We start from the raw sequence: 24,007 nt of genomic DNA on the forward strand, positions 1-24,007 counted from the left end.
AAGCCGCATGGCATACACTTGATGATGGCGGGAATCCGAACGATCCAAGACTGCAACCGCTCCTTGAAAGGATCGCTAAAGAGGAAACCGATCCGAGACTCCGCCAAAATGCTCTTGACCTCATTGCCGCTACTCGGAAAGTTGAGGATCAGAAGGAGATGCTGTTGGGGCAGAAAGCACACACCTTTTCTGGACGGTGCGATTGGTGTGGCACGTCAAATGTCCAAGTCAGTTATGATTACGAGACCGAGTTTGAGGCAAACGGAACCAAGCGTTTCGCTTTAGTCTGTGAGGCGTGCGAATCCGTATAACGTTTCGGACTTATAGTGAATTCTAAACACTAAAACCATTCCTACTACCGCTGGCGAGGTTTCCGAACCTCGCCTCTTTGGGATGTCCAAGTGATTTGAAAAATTACTATAGTGCTACACGATTTCTCTTTTTGGGTTCTTGAAAAAAAATGAAGAAGAATTGATTCCGACGCAACAGAAGAGATAATGTCCCAATTTATGGACGCGTTTACCACTTTTGGAAAAAAGTGAAGGAAAATCGATTCCGGTTTTTAATTTATTGCTTCTGGTCTGCACCGCATTTCATTACGCGCAGGTTTTTGATGCGTTTTATCAGATTTCGGAATTTTGACGTTTCTTTTTTTAACCCAAAATTGTAGCCTGCAACAGCGGCGCAGGCGGATTTGAGAAAGGCGCGCGAAAGATAGCATTCACGTTGTTTAACCGCAAGGTAAAATTAAAAAACCGCAAGGTAAAATTAAAAAATGATTCCTGATGATGTGTACGTACACAAAACCGTAGAAGGCGATGCCGAGGCGTTCAATGAGCTCGTCAATCGGCATCATTCAAAAATTTATGGGCTTGCCTACCGCATGCTCGGCAATCCCGAAGATGCCGCCGACGCGACGCAAGAAACGTTTTTAGAGGCATACAAATCAATTAAGGCGTTTCGATTTCAGTCGCAGTTCGGGACATGGCTCTATAGTATCGGCATCAATACGTGCCAGCAGTATATCCGTAAGTCGCAGTCGCACGAACGCAAACTTACCGCTTATACCAGAGAAACGGAAATAGATGGCGCGGTTTCTGAAACCGATTCACCTGAACGGGCGATGGTCAATACCGAGCAGAACGAAATGGTTCAAGGTGCCATCAATCGGTTACCGCAGAAACAGCGCGAGGTCGTCATACTATACTATATGCAACACCTCAAATACCGGGAGATCGCTGAGATATTGAAGTGTTCAGAAGGCACCGTGGCTTCACGGTTGAATCAGGCACTGAAGAATCTCAAGCGGAAGTTGAGTAAGTATTATCTCTTGGAAGGAGGGTCTTGATGAATTTGAATTGCGAACAGACTCTTAACAATTTACCACACCTTGTCGCGCAGGGAGAGGCACGGACGACAGAACCGATGTCCGAAGGAATCTCGCGGCGCACCCTTTTGGAACATCTTCGGGCTTGCCCGGAATGCCAAAGGGAATACGAAGCGTTGTGGCACACTACGGACATCTTGGAGAGTACAGAAGCACCAATTCCACCGCCAGAATTAGCACAGAACATTCAGCAGAGCGTCCGGCAACTCCATCGACAACAGCAGCTCACATTCTTCGCGGGTCCGTTAGCATGGTGTCTTGACCGATTAAAGGTGGATCTCTCTCCGCGGTTAGTCAACGCCGTCGTCCTACTTTTCTTTCTCGTCGCGTCCGGTTTTGTTATGAAACTGGCATTCTTTACAGATTCACAGGAACCGGAGTTCGGTTTGACCGCAATGGAAAAAACACGGCTTCAGCACGTCAGAATCTCACCATCTCCATGGGCAATGGTTAAAGACACTGAGACAAAGATGGAGGATTCCGCCATGCCACAGCAGCCTGTAATCGCTGTCCAGCATGGGAATGATTCTTTCTTCAGTCCAACGCAAAATTCATCAGAGATGTGGCGCACCGATACCATAGGTTATGAAGAGCAGACAGGTGAAGCCAGCGTTGTTAACTATGCCCGAGATATTGCGAACGAAAAGCTGACTGTGTTTTGGAATCACATTAAAACCGAGTTATAGGTATGCAAACACGCCCGTGCTGCTCGAAATGCCTTCATTCTAAAAAATCCTTCCATTGCCCCAGGCGCGGTTTCGTAACCGCGCCTACACTTTTCTTTGGACTACTTGATTTCACTTGTCATAATTAAAATGATTGACACACAATAGTTGTTTGTGTATAATCGCCTAAAGTTGAGGATACCTCACCGATAACGATTCTATATTGGTATGCAAAATTGGGTGCGAAATCGCAAGCCTGCAACACCGGCGCAGGCGACTCGTGAGGAACGGATGTCAAAGTTCTAATGCTCGTTGTTTCTCCGCAAGGTAAAATTAAAAAATGGCTTCAGCGCAAAATACATCTCACGAAAAATCGCTCCTGGAAATTTCGGGCTTAAAAACAGTTTTTCCAACAGACGATGGCATCGTAAATGCCGTGAACGATGTCAGTTTTAAAATTGACCGCGGTCAGACCGTCGGCGTTGTCGGCGAAAGTGGATGTGGGAAAAGCATCACCGGACTGTCGCTGCTTCAACTCGTGCCCTCACCCGGACGTATCGAAGCCGGTGAGATCCAATTCTATCGCAACGCTGAAGATGACCCGTTAGACATTGCACAGGTGTCACCAAAAAGTGAATTGATGCGCCAAATCCGCGGCAACGAAATTGCCATCATTTTCCAGGAACCGATGACCTCCCTCAATCCGGTCTATACGGTCGGAAACCAAATTGCCGAAGCAATCGTCTTACACGAGCAGGTTGACAAAAAAACGGCACGCGAACGCGCAATCGAGATGATCGCCCGTGTCGGCATACCTGCCCCTACACAACGTGTCGATGAATACCCACACCAACTCTCCGGTGGCATGCGTCAACGCGTTATGATTGCAATGGCGCTCTGTTGTTCACCGACACTACTCATTGCAGATGAACCCACGACCGCACTCGATGTGACGATCCAAGCGCAAGTACTGGGTCTCATGCAGGAACTCCAAGCGGAAATGGGGATGGCAATCATGCTTATCACCCACGACCTCGGTGTTATCGCCGATCTCGCGGATGAAGTCGTTGTCATGTATGCAGGGCGCGTCGTTGAAACAGGCACTGTTGATGACATCTTCTATAATCCTCTGCATCCATACACGCAAGGATTGCTAAAGTCTATACCTGTCCTCGGAAGAACGCCGCAGAGAACCTTGCCCTCCATACCTGGAACAGTGCCGCACCCCTTAACACTGCCAGCGGGGTGCTCGTTTCAAGATCGGTGTTCAGAACGGATGCCAGAATGTGAGCGGATGCCAGAACTTGCCGGAATCAATGGAAAAACAGAAAACGGCGGACATGCTGTCCGATGCTGGCTTCACACAAATTTTTAATCTATTGCTCTTGTCTATTCTTACACCATAATGGTAGCCTGCAACACCGGCGCAGGCGGATATACGGAGTGGCAGATAAAAGTTCAAACCCAACTGACCGAACCGCAAAGTAAAATAGCAATTAGCAGTCAGCAGTTGGCAGTCATTAAGAGGTTTTCGGCTAACACAGTTTACCTCTTAAGATAGAGTCAAAACCCGCAGCTCGTAATGAAATGGAGAGCGGATTTAAGGAACGCATCCTATAGTTCTAACGCTCGTGATTACTCCGCAAGGTATAATTAAAAAATGAAGTTGCTTGAGGTGAACGATCTCAGAAAATATTTTCCGATACAGAAAGGTATCTTTCAACGCACTATCGGTTATGTCAAAGCAGTCGACGGTATCAGTTTTGATGTCCAACGCGGTGAAACACTCGGACTCGTCGGTGAAAGCGGCTGTGGGAAAACCACAGCAGGACGATGCCTACTCCGATTGATTCCGCCCACAAGCGGGAGTTTCATTTTCGGTGAGGAAGAAGTCGATTTAGCGAAGTTAACCTACCATGAGATGCGTCCGTATCGTAGACGTATCCAGATGATCTTCCAAGATCCGCATGCATCGCTTAATCCTCGGATGACGGTGGGAGATATTGTTGGTGAGCCGATGCGCGTCAATCGGACCGAGAAGGGCGCAGCACTGCAAGACCGGATTGTTGAACTATTGGAATCTGTGGGCTTGAGATCACAGGATATGCGCCGATACCCACACGCCTTTAGTGGCGGACAACGCCAACGTATTGGTATCGCGCGGGCATTAGCACTACAACCTGAACTCATCGTCGCAGATGAACCCGTCTCGGCATTGGATGTTTCCGTCCAAGCACAAATTCTCAATCTACTGGCGGAGCTCCGTGAAAAATTCCACCTCTCTTATATCTTTATCGCACACGATCTGAGCGTCGTTGAGCATATCAGCGACCGCGTTGCAGTCATGTATCTCGGTAAAATCGTGGAGATCAGCGATGCTGAAACCCTTTATCAATCGCCGAAACACCCCTACACGGAAGCATTAATATCTGCTGTGCCACTTCCAGATCCGAGTGCACAACGCAAACGCGAACATATCCGTCTTGAAGGGGATGTTCCCGATCCATCTCAACCGCCGACTGGATGCTATTTTCACCCGCGGTGCCGATACGCAACCGATATATGCAAACAGGAAACGCCAGAACTCCGTCAGGTAGCGCCGGGTGTTCAGGTGGCATGTCATCACAGTGATACCTTAGAGTTACAGGGGGTAGAGTGATGTCAAAACAACAGATGTCTGCAGACCAACTTTCCGTGTGCAGAAAACAACTGGAGCAACGCTGGAAAAGCCGAATAATGGACGATCGTAGGGAATTGGTTTATGAAAAAACAGTAGAACACGCCAAGTCAATTGACGAATTGTTTACAACCGTCTCTCAAGAGTTGAATACCTTCACGGATTCTCTCGCAAAGCCTGAGGAGGACGAGTGAAATGCGAAAGTTAATAGAAACCTCTCAGACTGTGGCTAAAGTCCTGATTATTTTGCTGATTTTCGTTGCTGGGTGTTCAGGTAACCCATTGGAAGATACCTCCGATTTTCCGCGTGGGCTTGAGGCGAAAGAAGCACCGATGTGGGCAAAACGCGTCGCCGAAGGCAAACTCCCCTCTCTCGCCGAACGGCTTCCAGAAAACCCACTCGTCGCCAAAACGAATTTCGACGGCTATGAACGTCCCGGTCCCTATGGTGGCACGTGGCACCGGTTCCACACACATCCAGATTTGGGCACTTGGAAGATGACAGCGGGTTACGCACCCCTCATCCGATGGAAATTTGATGCCTCTGGTTTGGAACCCGGTCTCGCTGAATCGTGGGAATTTAATGAGGATGGAAGTATGTTGACGTTGCATCTCCGCAAGGGGGTCAAATGGTCGGATGGGCATCCCTATACCTCTGCCTCGTTCGCTTTCTATTATGCGCTCTGCCTTGATGAACGCTATAAGTACAGCCCACCGGTTTGGTGCCAAGTAAACGGCATACCCATGGAAGTCGAAACGCCTGATGATTATACGATTGTCATGAAATTCGCAGGTCCCAATTGGCTCGTGCCGCTCTGGTTAGCGACCGGCTTTTGGTGGTGCAATCAGTATAACATTCCCGAACACTATATGATGCAGTTCCACCCAGATCACAACGCCAAATATACCGATTTCATTCAATTCGAGAAGGAAGATATCCCGCATCAGAACCCCGGGCGCCCAACGTTGTGGCCCTGGCGGGTGACAAAATATGAAAAGGGTGGCTTCCGTGTTGAACTGGAACGTAATCCGTATTACTATGTCGTTGATGAACTCGGCAGGCAGCTCCCTTACATTGACAGAGTTAAGACAAGTTTGGTGCCTGAGCCGCAGGTTCGCGTCCTCAAAGTCCTCGCGGGCGAGATCGATTGCCAATATCGTGGAATGGAACTCCGTGATCTTGCACTCTATTTGAAGGGACAGGAGAAGGGGAACTATAAGGTGCGTCGCTGGAAAAGCACGGCTGGCGCGCAACCCGCTATCTTGATTAACTGGACTGCCCCTGATCCTGAATTAAGAAAACTCATTCGGGATCAACGTTTCCGTAAGGCACTCGCTTACGGTATTGATCGCGTGAAATGTAACGAGATTGCATGGCGTGGTTTATTGGAACCCCAAGCGGCGACCGTCAGTCAAGAGGGATGGCACTTCGCCGATGAAGATGGACAGGCCCTCTTTGAAGAATGGAAGCGAGCCGATGCAGACTTTGATATTGCTGCAGGAAACCGCCTCTTAGATGAAATGGGACTCACGGAACGCGATGAAGATGGTTATCGGCTGCGTCCAGATGGCAAACGGGTTGAGATGCTTATGGACGTTCCGAGTTCTAATCTCAACAGCCAGGAGAATGACATCGGGCTGATTATTCAAGAGGGATGGGAGCAGCTCGGCTTGAAAACGCTGCTCTATACTCCTCCGGGTGCCGAGTTAAGTTTGCGTCGCACGCTTGGCAAGTTCACAATCAGTATGCACGGTGAAGCGGAGATGGATCTCTTTACGTATCCGGATTGGGTGTTTCCGACACTCGCTAAGTACTGGCACCCCAAGGTAGGAAAATGGTATGAAACGGGTGGTGAAAAGGGCGAACCCCCCACCGGACCCCTAAAAAAGTTGCTTGACTTATACGACGAAATTAAAAAGGAACCCGATGAAAAACAGCGGCATCAATATGTCCGGGACGCAGTTAGGATTCACATCGACGAAGGACCATTTCATCTCGGTTCTGCTGCGCGTTCACCATCGCTCTTAGTCGTAGCGAACCATTTTCACAACGTCCCAAACGACGGCATTTTGGGCCCATGGGCAATTGTTACACCCGCGACCAGTTATCCCGAACAGTGCTGGATGTCTAAGGAATAGCCATCAGCCGTCAGCCGTCAGCAATCAGTAAAGGCGGGAAGACGGGAAGATCGGAAGGTGGAAAGAAAAGAGAAGATTGGAAGACGGAAGATAGCGGTCAGTTGTCAGCAAAGAGGGTTATTTTAAACGAGGGGAAACGCCCTATCAAAAACACCCTTTTACCAACTGCTGAAAGGGTTGCGTAGCAACCCGTCCCGACTGCCGACCGCCATTCTTACTGACCGCTGACAGCCGATGGTTTCCGACAGCCAATAACAAGGAGATACACCCATAATTACCTATATCATTCGCCGATGTTTGATCGCGATTCCGACACTCATGGCGATTTCTATCATCTCTTTTATCATCATTCAGCTCCCGCAAGGCGATTACCTCGACCGGGAAATTCAGCGGTTGGAGGAAGAATTCGGCGATAGCAGTTCGCTGGCGCATGTTGAGGAATTGCGGGCACGCTACGGCTTGAACGAACCGCTGTGGAAACGCTATTTTATCTGGATAACTGGTTTTGTGCGCGGTAACTTCGGTGAGTCGTTTGAGTATAAACGAGAAGTCCACGAACTGATATGGGATAGGATAGCCTTCACCCTGATTATCTCTGTCGGATCGCTCATCTTCACCTATGTTGTCGCAATCCCCCTCGGTGTCTATTCCGCAACGCATCAATACAAATGGTCGGATAATTTTCTCACCTTCCTTAGTTTTGTCGGGATGTCAATACCGGCGTTTCTCTTAGCACTGTCGTTGATGGTATTCGCGTTTGACATCTTCGGTGTCCCGCTGTTTGGACTGTTCTCCGCTTACTATGAAGGCGCGCCGTGGACCTGGGGCAAACTGACCGACCTTTTCAAACACCTCTGGATACCTGTTATTGTCGTCGGCATTAATGGGACTGCGAGTCTGATGCGGATCATGCGTGGCAACTTACTTGATGTTCTTGGGCAGCCTTTCGTCCAAACGGCAAGAGCAAAAGGACTTAAAGAAGTCGTCGTGGTGAGTAAGCATGCAGTGCGGATTGCGATCAATCCACTTATCAGTATTCTGGGAATGAGTCTACCCGGCATTCTCTCCGGTTCGGCGATCGTCTCAATCGTCTTGGGGTTACCGACAGTCGGACCGATTCTCTTACGCAGTTTGCTGAACGAGGACATCTATCTCGCGGGGACGTTGATTATGATGCTGAGTCTCCTTTTGGTTATCGGAAACCTGCTCGCAGACATAGCCCTCGCTTGGGTAGATCCGAGGATTCGCTATGAATGATTTTTAATTTTACCTTGCAGAATAATAACGTCTGTTAAGTCTATGACGCACATTTCACTTATCCAGGGGAAATGACCAAGCAAAAACCTCACCAAATGTAAAGCAAAGACAAATTATGCCATTTAAGGAGAACCTAATTTCATTACGGGCTACACAATTTGGATTAATATATGAAACCTACAATTGAGACTGCCGAAGAAGTTAAAGATGCAGGTGAAGTAGGACAACTGAGTTATCGCCAACTGATATGGCGACGGTTTCGTAAAAATCGGATGGGTGTTATTGCCGGTGCCCTCTTACTCATCTTCTATATGCTCGCCATCGGTGCAGACTTTTTCGCTCCGTATCACTACAACGAAATCAACATGCGACTGCGCCACGTGCCACCCCAACGTCTCCATTTCTCGGTCGAAGACGGATTCTATGTTCACGGATTAAAATCTGTCCGGAACCCAGAAAGTCTTGAGTTAGAATTTACTAAAGATTTGGCACAGCGTCATCCGGTTGAATTCTTTTTCAAGGATGCGGACGGCAGACGACATCTCTTCAGTTCTGCCGGTCCCATGTTTCTGTTAGGCACTGATCGGATGGGGCGTGACCTACTCTCACGAATTATGTACGGGGCACGCGTCTCGATGACGCTCGGTTTAGTCGGTGTTTTTCTCAGCATCATTCTCGGTTCCATCCTCGGTACTATCTCTGGATATTGGGGTGGATGGGTAGACAATCTCATCCAACGCGTTATTGAAATCCTTTCGGCATTTCCAGACATCCCGTTGTGGATGGCACTCGGTGCCGCACTGCCACCGGGTTGGTCGAGCATCCAAATCTACTTCGGTATCACCATTATCTTGTCGATTATACGGTGGGGCGGATTGGCGCGGCAGGTGCGTGGAAAAGTCTTGTCGTATAGGGAGAGTGATTTCGTGATGGCGGCGCGTGCCGCAGGCGCGGGACATTGGCACATCATCACAAAACATTTGCTACCCGGGTGTTACAGCCATATCATCGTTATTGCGACACTCGCTATCCCCGGCATGATTCTCGGAGAGACCGCACTCAGTTTCTTAGGATTAGGGATCCGTCCGCCGATGACGAGTTGGGGGGTCCTACTGGAAGAGGCACAGCGTGTTACCGTTCTACTCCATTATCCGTGGCTCATTTTCCCAGCACTCCCAGTACTTATTGTTGTAATCGCCTTTAACTTCTTAGGTGATGCCCTCCGCGATGCCGCAGATCCATATTCAGATTAATTAATCGCTCCTGGGCTGCTGCTGCATCGCAGTGAGATTTTGCTTCGCATTGTCCCGCAGGTTTCCTCTATAGGCTTGCGCAGAATACAGGTTTTCAGCGAATTTACGACGCTGTTTGGGCATTCTGACGTTTCTTTTATCTTGGGAACATTAAACCAGAACGGTAGCCTGCAACAACGGCGCAGGCGGATATACAGAGAGGAACTTTCAATGCAAAACCCACTTGATCCAACCGCAAGGAAAATTAAAAAAACAGACCTTGGATTCTTCGCAACAGATGTTTCATTCACAGATAAATCCGCAATCGTGACAGGTTCCAGCCGTGGTATCGGACGCGCAATCGCCATTGAATTGGCACGCCAAGGTGCCGATGTCCTTATCAACTACAACCAAAACCGTGATGCTGCCGAATCCGTCCAACAGGAAGTAGAGGCACTCGGCAGAAAAGCGGTTATTATCCAAGCAGACATCAGTGACCTCGACGCACACGAAAGATTACTCAATACCGCACACCATGCTTTCGGAAAGGTAGACATCCTCATCAACAACGCCGGTATCACCCGTATCGCTGATATTCTTGAGGAGACACCGGAACAGTTCGACTTGATTGTCAATACCAACCTGAAGGCAACCCATTTTCTCACGCAACGCGTCGCAAATTACATGGTAACAAACGAGATTCGCGGCTGTATCATCTACACACTCTCGATCTCCGATATCATGGCGTCCGACAACCGAACCGCCTACTGTATTTCAAAAGCGGGATTAGAGATGAGCATGCGTGCCTTTGCTGGACGCTTGGCGGCACACGGCATTAAAGTGAACGGCATTGCTGCCGGTGTGATTGATACCGATCTGTCGCGGGTCCGTATACCGGATTATGAGGAAGCCGCGGAGAAAGGCTATATCTTTATGGTCCGTGCTGGCGCGCCTGAGGATGTCGCGCACGCCACGATTTCTGCCATGAGACTTTATGATACCGGAGTCGTCCTCCCCGCTGCTGGTGGTGTGATGACACCGCTGTTGAATCTTCGGTCTATGGCAGAATTAGATATGAATAAAGAGTAGGACTTACACATTTACAAGGAGGCCGGGATGTCTGATTTTCCCTGTAGTCCAATGCGTCCGCATCGATGGCACGTAAGAAAGAGTGGACACATCACGAAATCTCAGTTGGGCTATCGCGGCACAATACTGACCGAGGGTGAACTGATGGCGTTTGAGCAGAAGAGAGAACCGCGGACCCCTGGCATCATCACCCTCGATGACTTAAACCAACCAAGATTTTTCCACTTTGATTCGATCGTCGAAGCTGAACGGGAAAAGATGCTTTTCAATATCCACGATCGAGCACTACGAGAAATTTATTGTGAGATTTACAGCATAAAGATGCCCAGCCACCCAGAGACACATTTTTCGAGAACCGAATTGTTAGACCGCGGACACTGGACGGAAGAACGAATCAACACATTCTTAGAACCAGAGTCATTTTCCACATCTCTTCTCGACGTTCGTATTGAATATGTGATCTATGCTAAGACATCCGTCCGCAAAGTGGAGAGATCCGAAGCATATAAAGCTTTGTGGCAGGGAGAAAAAGAAAAGCGAGTCGCGAGACGCAAAGAAATCCGTGAGAAAGAGAAAATCACGCAATCACGCCTGATCTCCGAACGTGGCTGGACGAAAGGATTAATAGGCGACCTGCTGGGCGAACCCGATCTGCTCGTAGACAATCCACATTACAAAACAGCACCACAAATGCGGTTGTACTTCCTCGATCGCGTCAAAGAGATCGAAAAAACAAGTCCGATTTTTGCTAAGCGACGCAAAAATCGCAAAAAACGGCTTGCCAAAAACCCCTTGATGTCTAATAAAATCCCGAAGCTTTAGGTCAGACCTACTCCTGAATTCCACAAGTGCTTCTGTATGACGCTGCAGAGTCTCCTCCTCCTTTAGGACGAGGTCTATCACGAGTGGATTGTGTTCACATAATCCCAATATCCCGAAGTATCGACTTTTTGATTTTACAGACCATCGTATACGCTGGATCGAAAACGTTTCCCATATCGTATTCTACCGCCTGCCCTAACAGGATATGTGCTGCGCTTTTTTCCAAACCGAGTTCACCCAACCATCGAAGAAGTTCCGTCGTGGCGTGTTGCACCGCCTGATCCAGCGGACGCGCATTACCCGCCGCGAGAATATAATCACTGTTTTCCGCACGGGGCCAGTTGATGCTTTTTCCCTTGAGCACTTCAACCGTGAACTGCACATCAAAAGAAATTTCGATGCCCGTCCCAACGATTTCACCATCACCTTGCACAGCATGTCCATCACCGAGATGAAAAAGCCCACCGGAGACGAACACTGGAAAATAAACAGTAACTCCCTCTTGAAAACCGCGATAGTCCATATTTCCGCCGTGTGTGGAGGAGGTCGCTGTCGAGATCGCTTGTCCTCGCGGCGGCGCAACACCGAAACACCCGACCATCGGTTCAAGCGGGAGCGTAAGTTTACCCAGCTGTGTCTCTGGGGTCATCAATGTCGCCGTCCACTTTTCCACATCCACGTGCCACTCAGCGCGCCCACCTTCGGGCATCTCGGATGCAACGTAGTGCGGATCCAAAACATTCGGAGCAACGACCATAGCCGTCCGTCCGACTTTTCGATTCGGGAGGACCCGATCAAAATGGACCGCTAATGTATCTCCCGGTTCTGCCGATTCAACGTAAAAAGGACCTGTTTGTGGGTTTCCTCCCTCGGTGACCTGTGTATCGTTGGCATCGTAGCCCGCGTTGTCCACGGTGGTTGTAAAAACGGTGTCTCCGCTCTCAATGTGGAGCACCGGTTCGTGTGCACCAATCGCTGTGTAATAGACCGTCGGTTCAAAGTGATGTGTCGCCATTTTTTTAAATTTTCCTTGCGGTTTGATGAATGAAGTGCCTCTCCGTAGACCCGCCTGCGAGTTATGGCTTGGGGTTTTGATAGGGTATTTCTGCGTATTGTTGCAGGCTACCGTTTTGGCGTAAAAGAAAGAGACGTCAAGAATCCCATACCCAACCATAACTCATCGAAAACCTGCGCGTAATAGAATGGAGGGGTTTGCTTGGGCATTCTTTTGCCCAGGAGCAATGAATTAAAAAGCGATGTGAATAATATATCATGTTTAAGATACCGCGTCAAGGAACGAAAGACTCTTAAAATCCGCGTCATCCGTATCATTCACGACAATCCGCGATTTGCGGCGTACTCGCCCAAATGCGACGTGCATTCAGACAAGATATGCCCAATCCTCCAACCTCTGACACCGAAAACCGGAAACTGACAACAAATGATTTGACATCACTGAACCGCTGTGTTAAACTCTTTAAAAAATCTAAACCGATAAAAGGAACACCATGAAACAAATCTTTAAAAACCGCACGATCCACATAATCTCAACCATTTTCTTATTATTAATATTGGTCGCAAATGCCAATGCTGAACACGACTGGACAGAACAGATTGCTGCCTATAAACCGATGGTGGTGAATATCGAAACCTCCTCTGAGATAGTCTTTGAGACAGAAGCAAAAGGTACAAGTTTCGCCACCGGTTTTGTCGTAGATGCCGAACGCGGCATTATCGCCACGAACCGCCATGTCACGGGTAGCAGCCCTTCTTACGTCAAAATTAACTTCCACGACGGTAGTTTTACGGAAGCGCGGATTCTTTACTACGATCCCACACACGACTTCGGGTTTTATCAGATTGATCCCGCCGAAGTCGATTTTGAACTGCAAGCCGTTGAACTCGGCGAATGGGCAGAACTTGCCCTCGGAGATGAACTCTTACTCATTGGGAACAACGAGAAAGAGGAGTATACGATCAAATTCGGAAGAATTACGAACCTCAATGTTAACAAAGGCGACCGTCACTCCAGTTATATCCATACGACGTTTGATCGGACGGGCGGCTCAAGTGGCAGTCCCGTGTGGAATACCAAAGGTGAGGCCATCGCGATTCACGCACGCGGCACGGATACTTCCAGTTTTGAATTGCCAATTGATTACCTCTACGATGCCCTTGAATTGATGCGAAACAAGATGCCAATCCAGCGCGGCGAGATCGGTGTCGATTTAGAACTCATCTCTATTGGGGAAGCCATCAAACACTTCAATTTCCCAAGTGCTTTACGAAAAGAGATAGGTCCCTCCAAAGCCGGAACACCCAAGGTTATTCAGATTGAATCCATTGTCCCAAGGACAACAGGCGAAACCGTCCTTCGCGCATCTGATATTATCTATCGTATAGATAATGAACTTATTAGGGATGACCTCTATACCTTTGATGCTATTCTGAACCGGAACGTCGGAGGAAATGTTACGTTGGAAATCTATCGGAACGGCGAAAACCTGAAACTTGATGTCCCTGTGGAGGATTTGGAGGCAAAGAAGGTGCGGCGATTCGTTAGATTCGGCGGTGCTGTCTTTCACGATATTACGCCGCAACTCCGACGGATACTCTTCTTAGAAGCCGATGGGGTCTATTTACCGCACGCTGATGCAGGCAGCAGTTTCTCACGTGTCGGTTTACAGGAACGGAATGGCAACTCTAAAGTAGTGATTCTTGACATAAACGGAAAACAGATTCGTAACCTCGACGATTTCATTGAGGCGTGCCAGACCATTACCGATGGACAACACACCTACGTTGTTGTTCGAGACTTCAATCTGTTCGATAGTTCACCGACGCCGAAGAGTTTGACGGTCAACCTCAAATTTGGTCCGTTACAGCAGTTTGAATGGAATCAAGAGGCGTTGGATTGGGAAGACGGAGGCAACGAATAGTTATTGGTTATCAGTTAGAAGGGGTTTGTATTTCTTAACTGATAACTGACTGCTGATTGCTGACGGCTGTTCTACTAAAAACTGATAGCTAATTCAATAAAATCGGACGCCGAGTGCTTCTCGAAAATTCGGGCGTAATTGATGTATAAAATCTCTTTCCATGTAATCCCTATGCCGCCTGTGAGTAAACCATTTGAGATGCCGAGACGAATAGGGAGTATTGAGAAAGGGTGCCACTCGGTACCGATGTATAATTCTGGAGTTTTACCTTCGGTAGGAACGACAAAATCGACTGAAAAATCGCAAGGCGCGTTTCGCAACCAATGCTCCGCGTAACGATAGGAGATACCGAGCGTCAGCCATTGGATGCCATACCCCTCAAGGTTCTGCGCGAGGCACCCGAACTTGAGATTCGGACGGGGTTTGAAAAGCAATCCGAGATCGTATGCTGTCTCGTAACCGAAGAATTGGTAGACATCGGAGGGGTGTCGTCGTTTAAACTTGAGACTGAGTCCCGCTGCAAGGTATGGACCGAGTTGACGCGCGACACCGTAATAGTTGAAATCGGGAACACCACTATCGACACCGATGGCGATTTTGTTACCCCAAAATAGACTATAGCCGCGGTAGCTATAGCCTATACCTTTCGGATCGAATCGATAATCGCTTCGGTCGTGGAATTTATTGACGGCAAAGAGTTTCACACCCTGCCACTGAATGAGTCCGGCTGGGTTCCAAAAGCCTGCACTGGCATCGTCAGCGACAGCAGTAAAAGCATTGCCCATCGCTAATGCCCGCGCACCTACATACAGGGGGCGCGCCGATTCAAAGGGTCTTTTGTCAGGGATCGCCTCCGCACATAGCGGGACTATCAACCAGAGAAAACATAGCGTAGCGTAGATAGTTTTCATTTTCGGTAATTTAGCATGAAATACACAATATCGCAAGGGGAAGGGCTATCAGCAGTCAGCAGTCGGCAGTCGGCGGTCAGCAAGGAGGTACCTCTCTTAAACGAACACCTCTTTACCGACCGCCCCGATAGCCGACTGCTACTATGCCGACAGCCGATAGCCATTAAAAAATGGACACGCCACCCGGTACGCTTTACCTCGTTAGCACGCCCATCGGGAATTTAGAAGATATTACCTTGCGCGCACTCCGTATCCTCAAAGAGGTGGACCTCATCGCCGCTGAAGATACCCGTCAAACACGTCGCCTGCTGACGCACTACGATATCCAGACACCGCTCACCAGTTATTTTGAGGGCAATCAGCGGATGAAGGGAGACAAGCTAATCGAACGCTTGAAGGCGGGAGAGGCGATTGCAATCGTTTCAGATGCTGGCACGCCGATCATCTCCGATCCCGGCTATCCACTCTTACGCGGATGCATTGAGGCAGAAATCCGGATTGTTCCTATTCCTGGGGCATCAGCGGTCGTCACAGCGGCATCCATCTCCGGACTGCCTCTACATAACTTTATTTTTGAAGGGTTCCTCTCTCCAAAATCTGGGAAAAGAAAGCGTCAGTTGCGTGTACTCGCTGATGAAGAAAGGACGTTAATTCTCTTTGAGTCCCCGCATCGGCTCCGGCGTTTCCTTGAAGATGTCTTTGAAGTGATGGGTGAACGGGACATTGTTATCGCACGCGAGTTGACAAAACGGTTTGAAGAGGTATTTCGTGGGAATGTGAGTGAAGCGTTGGAGAAATTTCAAAATACCGAGCCGAGAGGGGAATTTACCATTGTTGTTGCCGGAAGAAGGGAAAAAGATGAAAACTGATAGAATCGCACACATTGCAGTTATCGGTGCAGGACTGATGGGACATGGTATCGCGCAGGAATTTGCAAGCGCAGGATACCATGTCCGTTTGCACGATGTCACCAACGAACAACTCGAAATCGCCCTCACCCAAATTGAGCAAAATTTAAATGTACTCGCTTCAAATGCTATTATTCAGCAGGATGGTATTTCCCAGACCCTGCAGCGGATTCAGACCTCCACAGAGCTCGAAGCAGTCGCAGAAGGGGCAGACTTTGTCGTGGAAGCCGTTACTGAGAATTTGGCACTAAAACAACAGATATTCGGTAAATTGGACACGATATGTCCACCACATACAATTTTGGCGAGCAATACGACGGCATTAATGCCGAGTCAAATCGGTGTAAACGCGAAGCGCAAGGATCAGATACTCAATACCCACTATTTTAATCCACCTTACCTGATTCCACTCGTCGAACTGATTCGGAGTCCTGATACGTCTGATGAAACGGTTGCAGTGACGTTTGAACTCTTGACATCGCTCGGTAAAACACCCGCAATTATTGAGAAGGAAGCACTCGGTTTCGTCGGACCGAGGCTGCAAGCCGCTTTGATTCGAGAAGCGTTTGCTATTGTAGAACAAGGCATCGCCAGCGCAGAGACCGTGGATCTCGTGGTGCGCAACAGTTTTGGACGAAGACTCAGCGTCGCTGGTCCCTTTGAGGTCTTTGAACTTGCAGGATGGGACCTCGTCCTTGCCGCTTTTGAAGAACTCTATAAAGATCTGAATAGCTCATCTGACATCAATCCGCTGCTCCGACAGATGGTTGAATCCGGTAAACTCGGCGTAAAATCTAAGGAAGGCTTCTACAGTTGGACAGATGAGAAAATACAGCAGCTTCGGGAACGCATGAACCGCGCTTTGATACAGCAAGCAAAAGCTGCAAAGTAGTAGGCACACGCCGCTGTGCCGTTCACAGAAATGTCTAAAGTCATAAGCAGACTCCGCTCAGTTTTGGAACACAGAAAGCGTCGTATTATATTACTACTTGTGATGTCCATTGGGTTCGTGTTTGGCGGTGTCTACCATAGACAAATTTGGGGATATGTCCTCGAGCTCACCGCTGCTTTTCAGAGTATTGAGACAGCGCGAGCGTACATCGCGGGTTATGGCGCACTCGCGCCTGTTGTATCGGCGATACTCATGGTCTTTCAAAGTGTGATCGCGCCTTTGCCAGCGTTTCTGATTACCTTTGCAAACGGCACACTCTTTGGGTTTTGGTGGGGTTCACTTTTGTCGTGGAGCAGTTCGATGGTGGGCGCGGCACTCTGCTTCTATATTGCCCGTTATCTCGGTATCCAACGGATTACGCAGTTCATCAGTCAACCAGTAGTTGATAAAGCAAATAATTTCGTCGAAAAATATGGCACTTACGCCATTCTTATTGCTCGCTTGATGCCGTTCATCTCTTTTGATGTTATCAGCTATTTTGCCGGGGCAACCCGGATGCGGTTTCTCGGATTTTGGATCGCCACCGGCATCGGTCAAATGCCAGCCACCTTGGTTTATTCTTACCTCGGTGAGAGCGCATCGCCACACATCAAATGGATTCTTTTCGCTTTTGGTGTCGTCATCGCGATCTCGATTGTAAAATGGCTAATCCGAAAGTAGTCTTCAGTTATCAGAGGAATGAATATCAGCCATCAGCCGTTGACTTTCAGAAAGGTAATCTCTTTCTGACGACTGATTGCTGACTGCTGACAGCCATAAAAAAGGAAAACTAAAAATGGTTCGCATAGGTGTAGTTGGAGTCGGTGGCATGGGAAACGCCCATTGCAACTCGCTCCCGAATGTTGAAAATTGTGAATTTGTAGGTGTAGCAGACCTCCGATTCGACGCAGCAGAAACCGTTGCCCACCGGCATCAGATTCGCGCCTTCCAAGACTATCACGAATTATTTGATGTGGTGGACGCTGTTGTTGTCGCAACACCGCCTGTCGCACATACGCAGGTAATCGTTCATGCCGCTGAGGCGGGAATACATGCTTTCTGCGAAAAACCGCTCTCATTGACCCTCGCTGAGGCTGACACAATGATTGAGGCATCGGATAAGGCGGGAACGCATCTGATGGTCGGGCAGGTGTTACGTTTCTATCCTGTCCACGAACTCGGTAAGCAGATAGTCGATGCTGGTGATATCGGAGATATTACCTACATAGAGACGGATTACACAGGTCCCTATAATGCCCCGCGCAATCGTCCTGAAAGTTGGTACGGCACCGTCGGCGGGCTTTTGGAAAACGGCATCCACAAATCCGATCTGATTAATTGGTTTGGTGGCACTGCCCTCACCGTCGCTGCGGAGGTCGGCAGTTTTTCTGGGCATGACGATTGGGAAGATTACACCGTCTCTCTCATCCGTTACGATTCCGGAGCGGTGGGTATTTTACGGTGGGGTGGTTTCCTCGGCGCACGCGGCACCAACGAAACCATTATTGACGGCTCCGAAGGCTCGCTCCGATTAGATATGGGAACCGATCTCGCCTATCTCAAAAAACGCGGCGAGGCGTGGAAAGAAATCGTTCCTGACCGAGATGGACCACACGGTGTTATCGGTGAATTGACCCATTTTGTCGATTGTGTCCGAGATAACAAAACCCCGATGATTGACGGTAGGGGTGGAAAGCACGCCGTAGAAATCGTCTTGGCAACCTATCAATCTGCGAAAGAGGGAACCAAAGTTGCTTTACCGATGGAGGAATAGACGGACTTGGATGGAAGGGTTTGACGGGAAGGGAGGAAGGATGGAAAGGAGACTTCACCTTCCAACCTTCCAACCTTCCAACCTATCAATCTGTGAAGCCTATGCTCTTCCTCGCACTTAACATCGTCCTGCTTTCCGGCTTTGGGCTCTTTCTCAAGCATGCTAAAGATAATCAACAACGTTTAAATCCGATCGGCTTTGTCAACTACCTCGTTGCTTTCTTTATCAGCATCTGGGTCCTGTCGCAGGAACAGGATTTTGAGTTCTCAAAGCTAACCTTCGCGTTAGGCATATCAAATGGTGTGACCTACGCCGCTGGATTTGAACTGTTTACGCTTGGGATCCGGCTCAGCGGGATTGTTGTCACGGCGGCACTCGTCAGGCTATCGATCGTGGTCCCGATTTTAGTGGCGATGCTGTTCTGGAAGGAGATTCCCAATCTCTGGCAAGCCATAGGACTTCTCTTAACTTTTGTGGCGATTCCCCTCCTCAGCCAGCGAGAAAAAGAGCCAACCTACAAATTTACGCCTGACAGACCGGAAGTGCCTCAAGGTTTGGGATTCGCTGTCGCGATTACGATTCTGATTATCACCGGTATCTCACGACTCACCATGAAAGCTTTCAACGAGATGTGTCCTATCGATGAGAAATCCCTCTACATGAGTCTGCTGTTCGGTGTTGCCACACTTATTTATCTTGGGATATGTCTCTATCAGAAAACGTGGCCGAATTGGTGGGAGGTCTTCTACGGCACGCTCATAGGCATCTGTAATGTCGCTGGGAGTTGGGCACTCCTCATTGCACTGGACAAGGTGAGTGCGTTGATTGCGTTTCCGATGTCAAGTTCGGGTGGTGTGTTGTTCACGATGTTCGTTGGTATGGTATTCCTCCGTGAGCGGCTGGGTCGAGTTCCTCTCATCGGCGCGCTACTCGCAATGATTGCACTGATTTTCGTCAATTTGAAGCCATGACTCGCCGTCTTGAGTTTTATCATAGCACCTCGCTGTCCACAGTTTGCTACTATCTCGAAGCAAGGGTATAGAGTGAAGACAAATTTGACTTTGGACGCAAAATGTGGTATCATTTATCAAAAATAGGGATTCTTAAAAAGAATGCGGGAGAGCGTAGAGCTGGTCATACGAGGCATCCATCTGTTAGCGGCGATAATCTGGTTGGGTGGTGTCGTTTTTTCTGCCTTCGTCGCGATGCCGATTCTGCAACGTAACTTACCGCCACAAAACCTGTTAGCAATCCACAATCGTTTTCGGGGCTTGAACCGATTGATGATTCATGTTCTCCTGACGACAGGCGCGATGGTGTTTTTTATTGTTGCCTGGAATAATGGCTTTTTCGCAGGAAATAGTGACGGTAATTTCAAGACCTATATGTTAACTTTTGTCGCGAAACTCGCGGCGTTCGGTGTTATGGCTCTTTTTTGGGGATTATATAGTTCGCTTTATCGGCGACACCTTGAGGCTACCCCGCCTAATGACAAAACATATCGCAACCCAAGCCCGTATATCAATGTGTGGAGAGGTTTGATGCTGGTGACGGGACTCGTTGTCTTCGCACTTACATTGCTGTTAAAAAACTGATTTCAAAACATTAAAAGTTCTTGTGGAAGAATGTGGATCGGAAGGATAGACGGGTGGAGACAGGGAGAGACTGCCCCCAACTTCCATGCTTCCAATCTTCCAACTATGTCCTTTTTTTCCGTTCTCGCCTATCTAAAAATATGACAGATACTAAAGTTCAGGCAGTTTCATGGAATATCACCCGATTGTGCAATCTAAAGTGTACACACTGCTATCTCCCCGCCGGATTCGTAGACACAAACGAGTTCGCGAACGGAAACTTCCACCTATCCGATATTCAAGACTCTCATGAATACGTTAGGGATGCGGAATTGAGCCAAGCACAATGTTTTCGCGTCATTGATGAAATCGCTGAAATCAACCCACACATCCTTCTTATTCTCACTGGTGGTGAACCTCTATTACGCCCGGATATCTTGGAGATATCGAAGTATGCCTCCGATACCGGGTTTCTTGTTGTAATGGGCACGAACGGTGTCTTATTGAACGACGAAGTCGTCGAGAAGATGCAACAGCACGGGGTCACCGGTGCAGGCATTAGCCTCGACTCTATCCAGCCGACAAACCATGATCGGTTTCGTGGGATGGAGGGCGCGTGGAAAGCGACGATGAACGGTGTAGACGCACTCAAACGCGCACAACTCGACTTCCTCGTTCAGACCTCCGTGACGCAGTGGAATTACGATGAAATTCCAGAAATCGTGGAATACGCGTATCAACTCGGGGCAAAGGTGCTGAATCTCTACTTCCTCGTCCGAACCGGAAGGGGTAAGACGGTGATGGACATTACACCCGCGCAATATGAGAAGATGCTTGAGACGCTCTTCAAGTTACAGGCAGCTTATGCTGGAAAAATGCTCATCGCCGCGAAATGTGCTCCACATTACAAACGCGTCATCTATGAACAGCAATCCGATTCTGCGTTTCTTCAGGGCTACCCCAGTGGCACCTGTCCGTGTGGTATCTACTACTGCCGCATTACGCCTGAAGGCGAACTGACTCCCTGTCCCTATCTACCTGTGAGCGTCGGTAACCTCAAAGATGAAAGTTTCGTCACGCTCTGGAATGAATCGAAGACCTTTCAGGAGTTGCGGAATCGGGATTTACTTGAAGGGAAGTGTGGCGCGTGTGAATTCAAAGAGGTATGCGGCGGTTGCAGGGCGCGTGCCTATGCCACTACCGGCAACTATCTCGCTGAAGACGAATCGTGCGAATATCAGCCTGGACAGTCCAGCACACCACCTGTTCAAATAGAGAAAAAGGTTGCTTTCGCAACGGAAACCGATTACGATTTACAGTGGACATCGGCAGCAGAAAAAAGATTGAAGCGTGTGCCGTCATTTGCGCGTGGGATGGTCGTCAAAAGCGTTGAAAAATACGCACGCGAACACGGTCATCGCGAGGTTACCCCTGAACTGATGCAAGCCGTCAAGAAACGGTTTGATAAAACTGGTATTCCATCCTTCAGACCGAAACGCTGATGCAAGGTAGTAGGCACACGCCGATGTGCCGTCAGACAACTGTAAAGGGCACTCCTATGCTGACAACAAAGCAGATAGCATTTTTTCAGGAACATGGATACCTTATCCTTAAGAATTTGATTGATCCTGAGATAATTGATGCATGGCGGATACAGGTATGGGGGCATTTTAATTCCAGTTTAGAAACACCGGAGACGTGGCCCAACGACTATGAGATTCCGGGCTTCACCTTCTCGCCGTTATTTGGGCATCTGCCTGTGATGCAGGAGATTGTTGAGCAACTTGGTGGCGGACAATTTTTTACAGGCGGTGGCGGCTCACCGATTATCAAGTGGCCCAATCCTGAAGAAAAGTGGGCAATGCCCAAGGACGGACACATCGATGCCTATGGTGCTGTCGCTGGCTGGAGTCCTTTTATGATCGGAGCGACAACCTATCTCTATGATGCTGAACCCAAGGGGGGTGCTTTCGTCTTTTGGCCCCGAAGCCACGAGTCAACGCATAAGTACTTCCTCCAATATCCAGAGCAGATTGACGGCAGTTTCTACGATATTGAGGGTTGGGACTGGCACGTACTCTCAGATTTATCGCCAGAGGGACCCCGTGAGTTTATCGGTGCTGCGGGTGATGTCGTCCTATGGCACGCGTTTCTCTGCCATACCGGTTCCGCAAATGTAAAAGATGTTCCCCGTTTTGGTCTCTTTACACGTTATGCCCATGAAAAACGGGAGGAGATTAAATACAAAATTCCAGAGGATCTCTGGAAATACTGGGCAATTTAAAGAATGGTTGTCGGTTATCAGCCATTGTCCTTTACTGATAAAGGGAAACCAGATGCTTACAGCAGAGCAGATAGCATTTTTTCAGGAACATGGATACCTTATCCTTAAGAATTTGATCAATCCTGAGATAATTGATACATGGCGGGCCCAAGTATGGAAGCATTTTAATTCCAGTTTGGAAACACCGGAGACATGGCCCAGCGATTACGTCGTGCAGAACTTCAGTTTCTCGCCACTGTTTGGGCAACTGCCCGTGATGCAAGAGATCACCGAGCAGCTCGGTGGTGGGCAATTTACAGGGGGGGGTGGTTCACCACTCGTCAAGTGGCCCAATCCTGAAGAAGAGTGGTCGATACCGGGTAGTGGGCACATTGACGCTTACGGTCCCGGTGGCTGGAGTCCCTTTATGTTGGGGGCAACAACCTATCTGTATGAGGTCGAACCCGGCGGCGGTGCCTTCGTCTTTTGGCCCCAAAGCCACTATTCAACGCACAAGTACTTCCTCCAATATCCGGAGCAGATTGATGGTAGTTTCTACGATATTGAGGATTGGGGATGGCATGTGCTTTCGGATTTATCGCCAGAGGGACCCCGTGAGTTTATCGGTGCTGCGGGTGATGTTGTCCTGTGGCACTCGTTTCTCTGCCATACCGGGTCAGCAAATGTTAAAGATATTCCCCGTTTTGGGATCTTCGCACGCTACTCCCATAAAAAACGGGAGGAGATTAAATACGAAATTCCAGAAGACCTCTGGAAATATTGGGTCATTTGAGCAGTGGCTGTCAGCCATGAGTTATCAGTATTAATCTTTAGCCAAAGCGCGTGCCCAAGCAACGCGCCGGACTGGATATACGGGAAGGAACGTTCTCGTAAAACCTGTCTTCAACGGACCGCAAGGAAGATTTTAAAGATGAGCGAACAAACGAATACACACGAGCGAATTGCGAATGTAGAAGAACGCTTGACACGTCTGGAAAGTCTGCTTGTCAGTATCAACGAAAAATTGGAGCAGCGTTCTGATGTCAGTGGAGTTGATACGGAGAAAACGGAAGAGTTCAAGCAGTGGGTGACAAATTACGTTTCAATGCGACTGCAACAACTCGTGCCAGAGACCTGCGACCATCCTGATGAAGCCGTACTTCAAGACGGTCCCTACCTTGACAACACCACAGTGCCTTGTACAGAGGAAGTCGAGCATCGGGTCAAGCGGATACCAATTCCGTTTGTCCGTGAGATGGTTGTCCAGCGCGTCGCTGAAAATGCACGGCAAGCCGGTGTTGAACGTGTAGATATTGACTTTTTCGAGGAAGCAGCGACGTTTTGACAATGTAAAGCCACGGAGGAGTTTCCTCTGCCCAATTTTGATTGGAAGGACTTCTTAAAGGCACCGCTGTAATGGGTATCTGTTGTCAGTTATC

At 48.8% G+C, this 24,007-nt stretch carries 25 protein-coding genes; 23 read left to right on the forward strand and 2 right to left on the reverse strand.

Annotation, left to right across the window (positions count from 1 at the left end; translation table 11 throughout):
* The 11 genes from J4G07_08825 to J4G07_08875 all read left to right on the forward strand — a co-directional run.
* On the forward strand, nt 1–311 hold a 311-nt coding region (locus tag J4G07_08825; GenBank protein ID MCE2414093.1), incomplete at its 5' end, for a hypothetical protein.
* 464 nt (nt 312–775) lie between these two features.
* The gene (locus J4G07_08830; protein ID MCE2414094.1) at nt 776–1,348 is read left to right on the forward strand and encodes a sigma-70 family RNA polymerase sigma factor; all 573 of its coding nucleotides are present in this window, start codon (nt 776–778) and stop codon (nt 1,346–1,348) included.
* Complete coding sequence (locus J4G07_08835) at nt 1,348–2,073, forward strand: hypothetical protein (GenBank protein MCE2414095.1); 726 nt, start codon at nt 1,348–1,350, stop codon at nt 2,071–2,073. Before J4G07_08830 ends, J4G07_08835 begins: the two co-directional genes overlap by 1 nt.
* A 319-nt stretch (nt 2,074–2,392) precedes the next feature.
* Nucleotides 2,393–3,427 carry an ABC transporter ATP-binding protein gene (locus J4G07_08840; GenBank protein MCE2414096.1) on the forward strand — a complete coding sequence of 345 codons (1,035 nt, stop codon included), beginning with the start codon at nt 2,393–2,395 and terminating at the stop codon, nt 3,425–3,427.
* Between the two features lie 285 nt (nt 3,428–3,712).
* Nucleotides 3,713–4,711: a dipeptide ABC transporter ATP-binding protein gene (locus J4G07_08845; GenBank protein MCE2414097.1), complete on the forward strand. Its 999-nt coding sequence runs from the start codon at nt 3,713–3,715 to the stop codon at nt 4,709–4,711.
* The gene (locus J4G07_08850) at nt 4,711–4,923 is read left to right on the forward strand and encodes a hypothetical protein (protein MCE2414098.1); all 213 of its coding nucleotides are present in this window, start codon (nt 4,711–4,713) and stop codon (nt 4,921–4,923) included. The genes J4G07_08845 and J4G07_08850 overlap by 1 nt, the downstream gene beginning before the upstream one ends.
* A gap of 1 nt (nt 4,924) precedes the next feature.
* Nucleotides 4,925–6,868, forward strand: coding sequence for an ABC transporter substrate-binding protein (locus J4G07_08855; protein MCE2414099.1), 1,944 nt, complete (start codon nt 4,925–4,927; stop codon nt 6,866–6,868).
* A gap of 270 nt (nt 6,869–7,138) precedes the next feature.
* Nucleotides 7,139–8,125 (forward strand): ABC transporter permease, encoded by a 987-nt coding sequence (locus tag J4G07_08860; protein MCE2414100.1) that lies wholly within the window; start codon nt 7,139–7,141, stop codon nt 8,123–8,125.
* Nucleotides 8,126–8,295: 170 nt separating this feature from the next.
* Complete coding sequence (locus tag J4G07_08865; protein ID MCE2414101.1) at nt 8,296–9,378, forward strand: ABC transporter permease; 1,083 nt, start codon at nt 8,296–8,298, stop codon at nt 9,376–9,378.
* A 210-nt stretch (nt 9,379–9,588) separates the two neighbouring features.
* Complete coding sequence (locus tag J4G07_08870; GenBank protein MCE2414102.1) at nt 9,589–10,446, forward strand: SDR family NAD(P)-dependent oxidoreductase; 858 nt, start codon at nt 9,589–9,591, stop codon at nt 10,444–10,446.
* Nucleotides 10,447–10,473: 27 nt separating this feature from the next.
* Nucleotides 10,474–11,268 (forward strand): hypothetical protein, encoded by a 795-nt coding sequence (locus J4G07_08875; GenBank protein MCE2414103.1) that lies wholly within the window; start codon nt 10,474–10,476, stop codon nt 11,266–11,268.
* Between the two features lie 94 nt (nt 11,269–11,362).
* On the opposite strand, the gene J4G07_08880 is transcribed toward J4G07_08875, so the two are convergent.
* Entirely contained in the window at nt 11,363–12,283 is a 921-nt protein-coding gene (locus J4G07_08880; GenBank protein ID MCE2414104.1) for an acetamidase/formamidase family protein, read from the reverse strand.
* Nucleotides 12,284–12,776: 493 nt separating this feature from the next.
* Between J4G07_08880 and J4G07_08885 the strand changes: the two genes are divergently transcribed.
* Complete coding sequence (locus tag J4G07_08885; GenBank protein ID MCE2414105.1) at nt 12,777–14,207, forward strand: trypsin-like peptidase domain-containing protein; 1,431 nt, start codon at nt 12,777–12,779, stop codon at nt 14,205–14,207.
* 74 nt (nt 14,208–14,281) lie between these two features.
* Here J4G07_08885 and J4G07_08890 read toward each other — a convergent pair whose 3' ends face one another.
* The gene (locus tag J4G07_08890) at nt 14,282–15,118 is read right to left on the reverse strand and encodes a hypothetical protein (GenBank protein MCE2414106.1); all 837 of its coding nucleotides are present in this window, start codon (nt 15,116–15,118) and stop codon (nt 14,282–14,284) included.
* 15 nt (nt 15,119–15,133) lie between these two features.
* Between J4G07_08890 and J4G07_08895 the strand changes: the two genes are divergently transcribed.
* The 11 genes from J4G07_08895 to J4G07_08945 all read left to right on the forward strand — a co-directional run bounded on the left by J4G07_08895 (nt 15,134) and on the right by J4G07_08945 (nt 23,913).
* A complete protein-coding gene (locus J4G07_08895) occupies nt 15,134–15,343 on the forward strand; it encodes a hypothetical protein (GenBank protein MCE2414107.1) in 210 nt (69 codons plus the stop codon).
* Entirely contained in the window at nt 15,289–15,987 is a 699-nt protein-coding gene (gene rsmI / locus J4G07_08900) for a 16S rRNA (cytidine(1402)-2'-O)-methyltransferase (GenBank protein ID MCE2414108.1), read from the forward strand. The genes J4G07_08895 and rsmI overlap by 55 nt, the downstream gene beginning before the upstream one ends.
* A complete protein-coding gene (locus J4G07_08905) occupies nt 15,977–16,918 on the forward strand; it encodes a 3-hydroxyacyl-CoA dehydrogenase family protein (GenBank protein ID MCE2414109.1) in 942 nt (313 codons plus the stop codon). Before rsmI ends, J4G07_08905 begins: the two co-directional genes overlap by 11 nt.
* A gap of 63 nt (nt 16,919–16,981) precedes the next feature.
* Nucleotides 16,982–17,638 carry a TVP38/TMEM64 family protein gene (locus tag J4G07_08910; GenBank protein ID MCE2414110.1) on the forward strand — a complete coding sequence of 219 codons (657 nt, stop codon included), beginning with the start codon at nt 16,982–16,984 and terminating at the stop codon, nt 17,636–17,638.
* A gap of 115 nt (nt 17,639–17,753) precedes the next feature.
* Nucleotides 17,754–18,731 carry a Gfo/Idh/MocA family oxidoreductase gene (locus J4G07_08915; protein ID MCE2414111.1) on the forward strand — a complete coding sequence of 326 codons (978 nt, stop codon included), beginning with the start codon at nt 17,754–17,756 and terminating at the stop codon, nt 18,729–18,731.
* A 20-nt stretch (nt 18,732–18,751) separates the two neighbouring features.
* Complete coding sequence (locus J4G07_08920) at nt 18,752–19,702, forward strand: DMT family transporter (protein ID MCE2414112.1); 951 nt, start codon at nt 18,752–18,754, stop codon at nt 19,700–19,702.
* A gap of 141 nt (nt 19,703–19,843) precedes the next feature.
* The gene (locus tag J4G07_08925; GenBank protein ID MCE2414113.1) at nt 19,844–20,326 is read left to right on the forward strand and encodes a hypothetical protein; all 483 of its coding nucleotides are present in this window, start codon (nt 19,844–19,846) and stop codon (nt 20,324–20,326) included.
* A gap of 140 nt (nt 20,327–20,466) precedes the next feature.
* On the forward strand, nt 20,467–21,807 hold the full coding sequence (locus J4G07_08930) for a radical SAM protein (protein MCE2414114.1): 1,341 nt from the start codon (nt 20,467–20,469) through the stop codon (nt 21,805–21,807).
* A gap of 56 nt (nt 21,808–21,863) precedes the next feature.
* Nucleotides 21,864–22,589 carry a phytanoyl-CoA dioxygenase family protein gene (locus J4G07_08935; GenBank protein ID MCE2414115.1) on the forward strand — a complete coding sequence of 242 codons (726 nt, stop codon included), beginning with the start codon at nt 21,864–21,866 and terminating at the stop codon, nt 22,587–22,589.
* A 52-nt stretch (nt 22,590–22,641) separates the two neighbouring features.
* Complete coding sequence (locus J4G07_08940; GenBank protein MCE2414116.1) at nt 22,642–23,361, forward strand: hypothetical protein; 720 nt, start codon at nt 22,642–22,644, stop codon at nt 23,359–23,361.
* 138 nt (nt 23,362–23,499) lie between these two features.
* Nucleotides 23,500–23,913: a PCP reductase family protein gene (locus J4G07_08945; GenBank protein MCE2414117.1), complete on the forward strand. Its 414-nt coding sequence runs from the start codon at nt 23,500–23,502 to the stop codon at nt 23,911–23,913.
* Nucleotides 23,914–24,007: the final 94 nt, after the last annotated feature.

Source organism: Candidatus Poribacteria bacterium (genome assembly GCA_021295715.1).
Classification (GTDB): domain Bacteria; phylum Poribacteria; class WGA-4E; order WGA-4E; family WGA-3G; genus WGA-3G.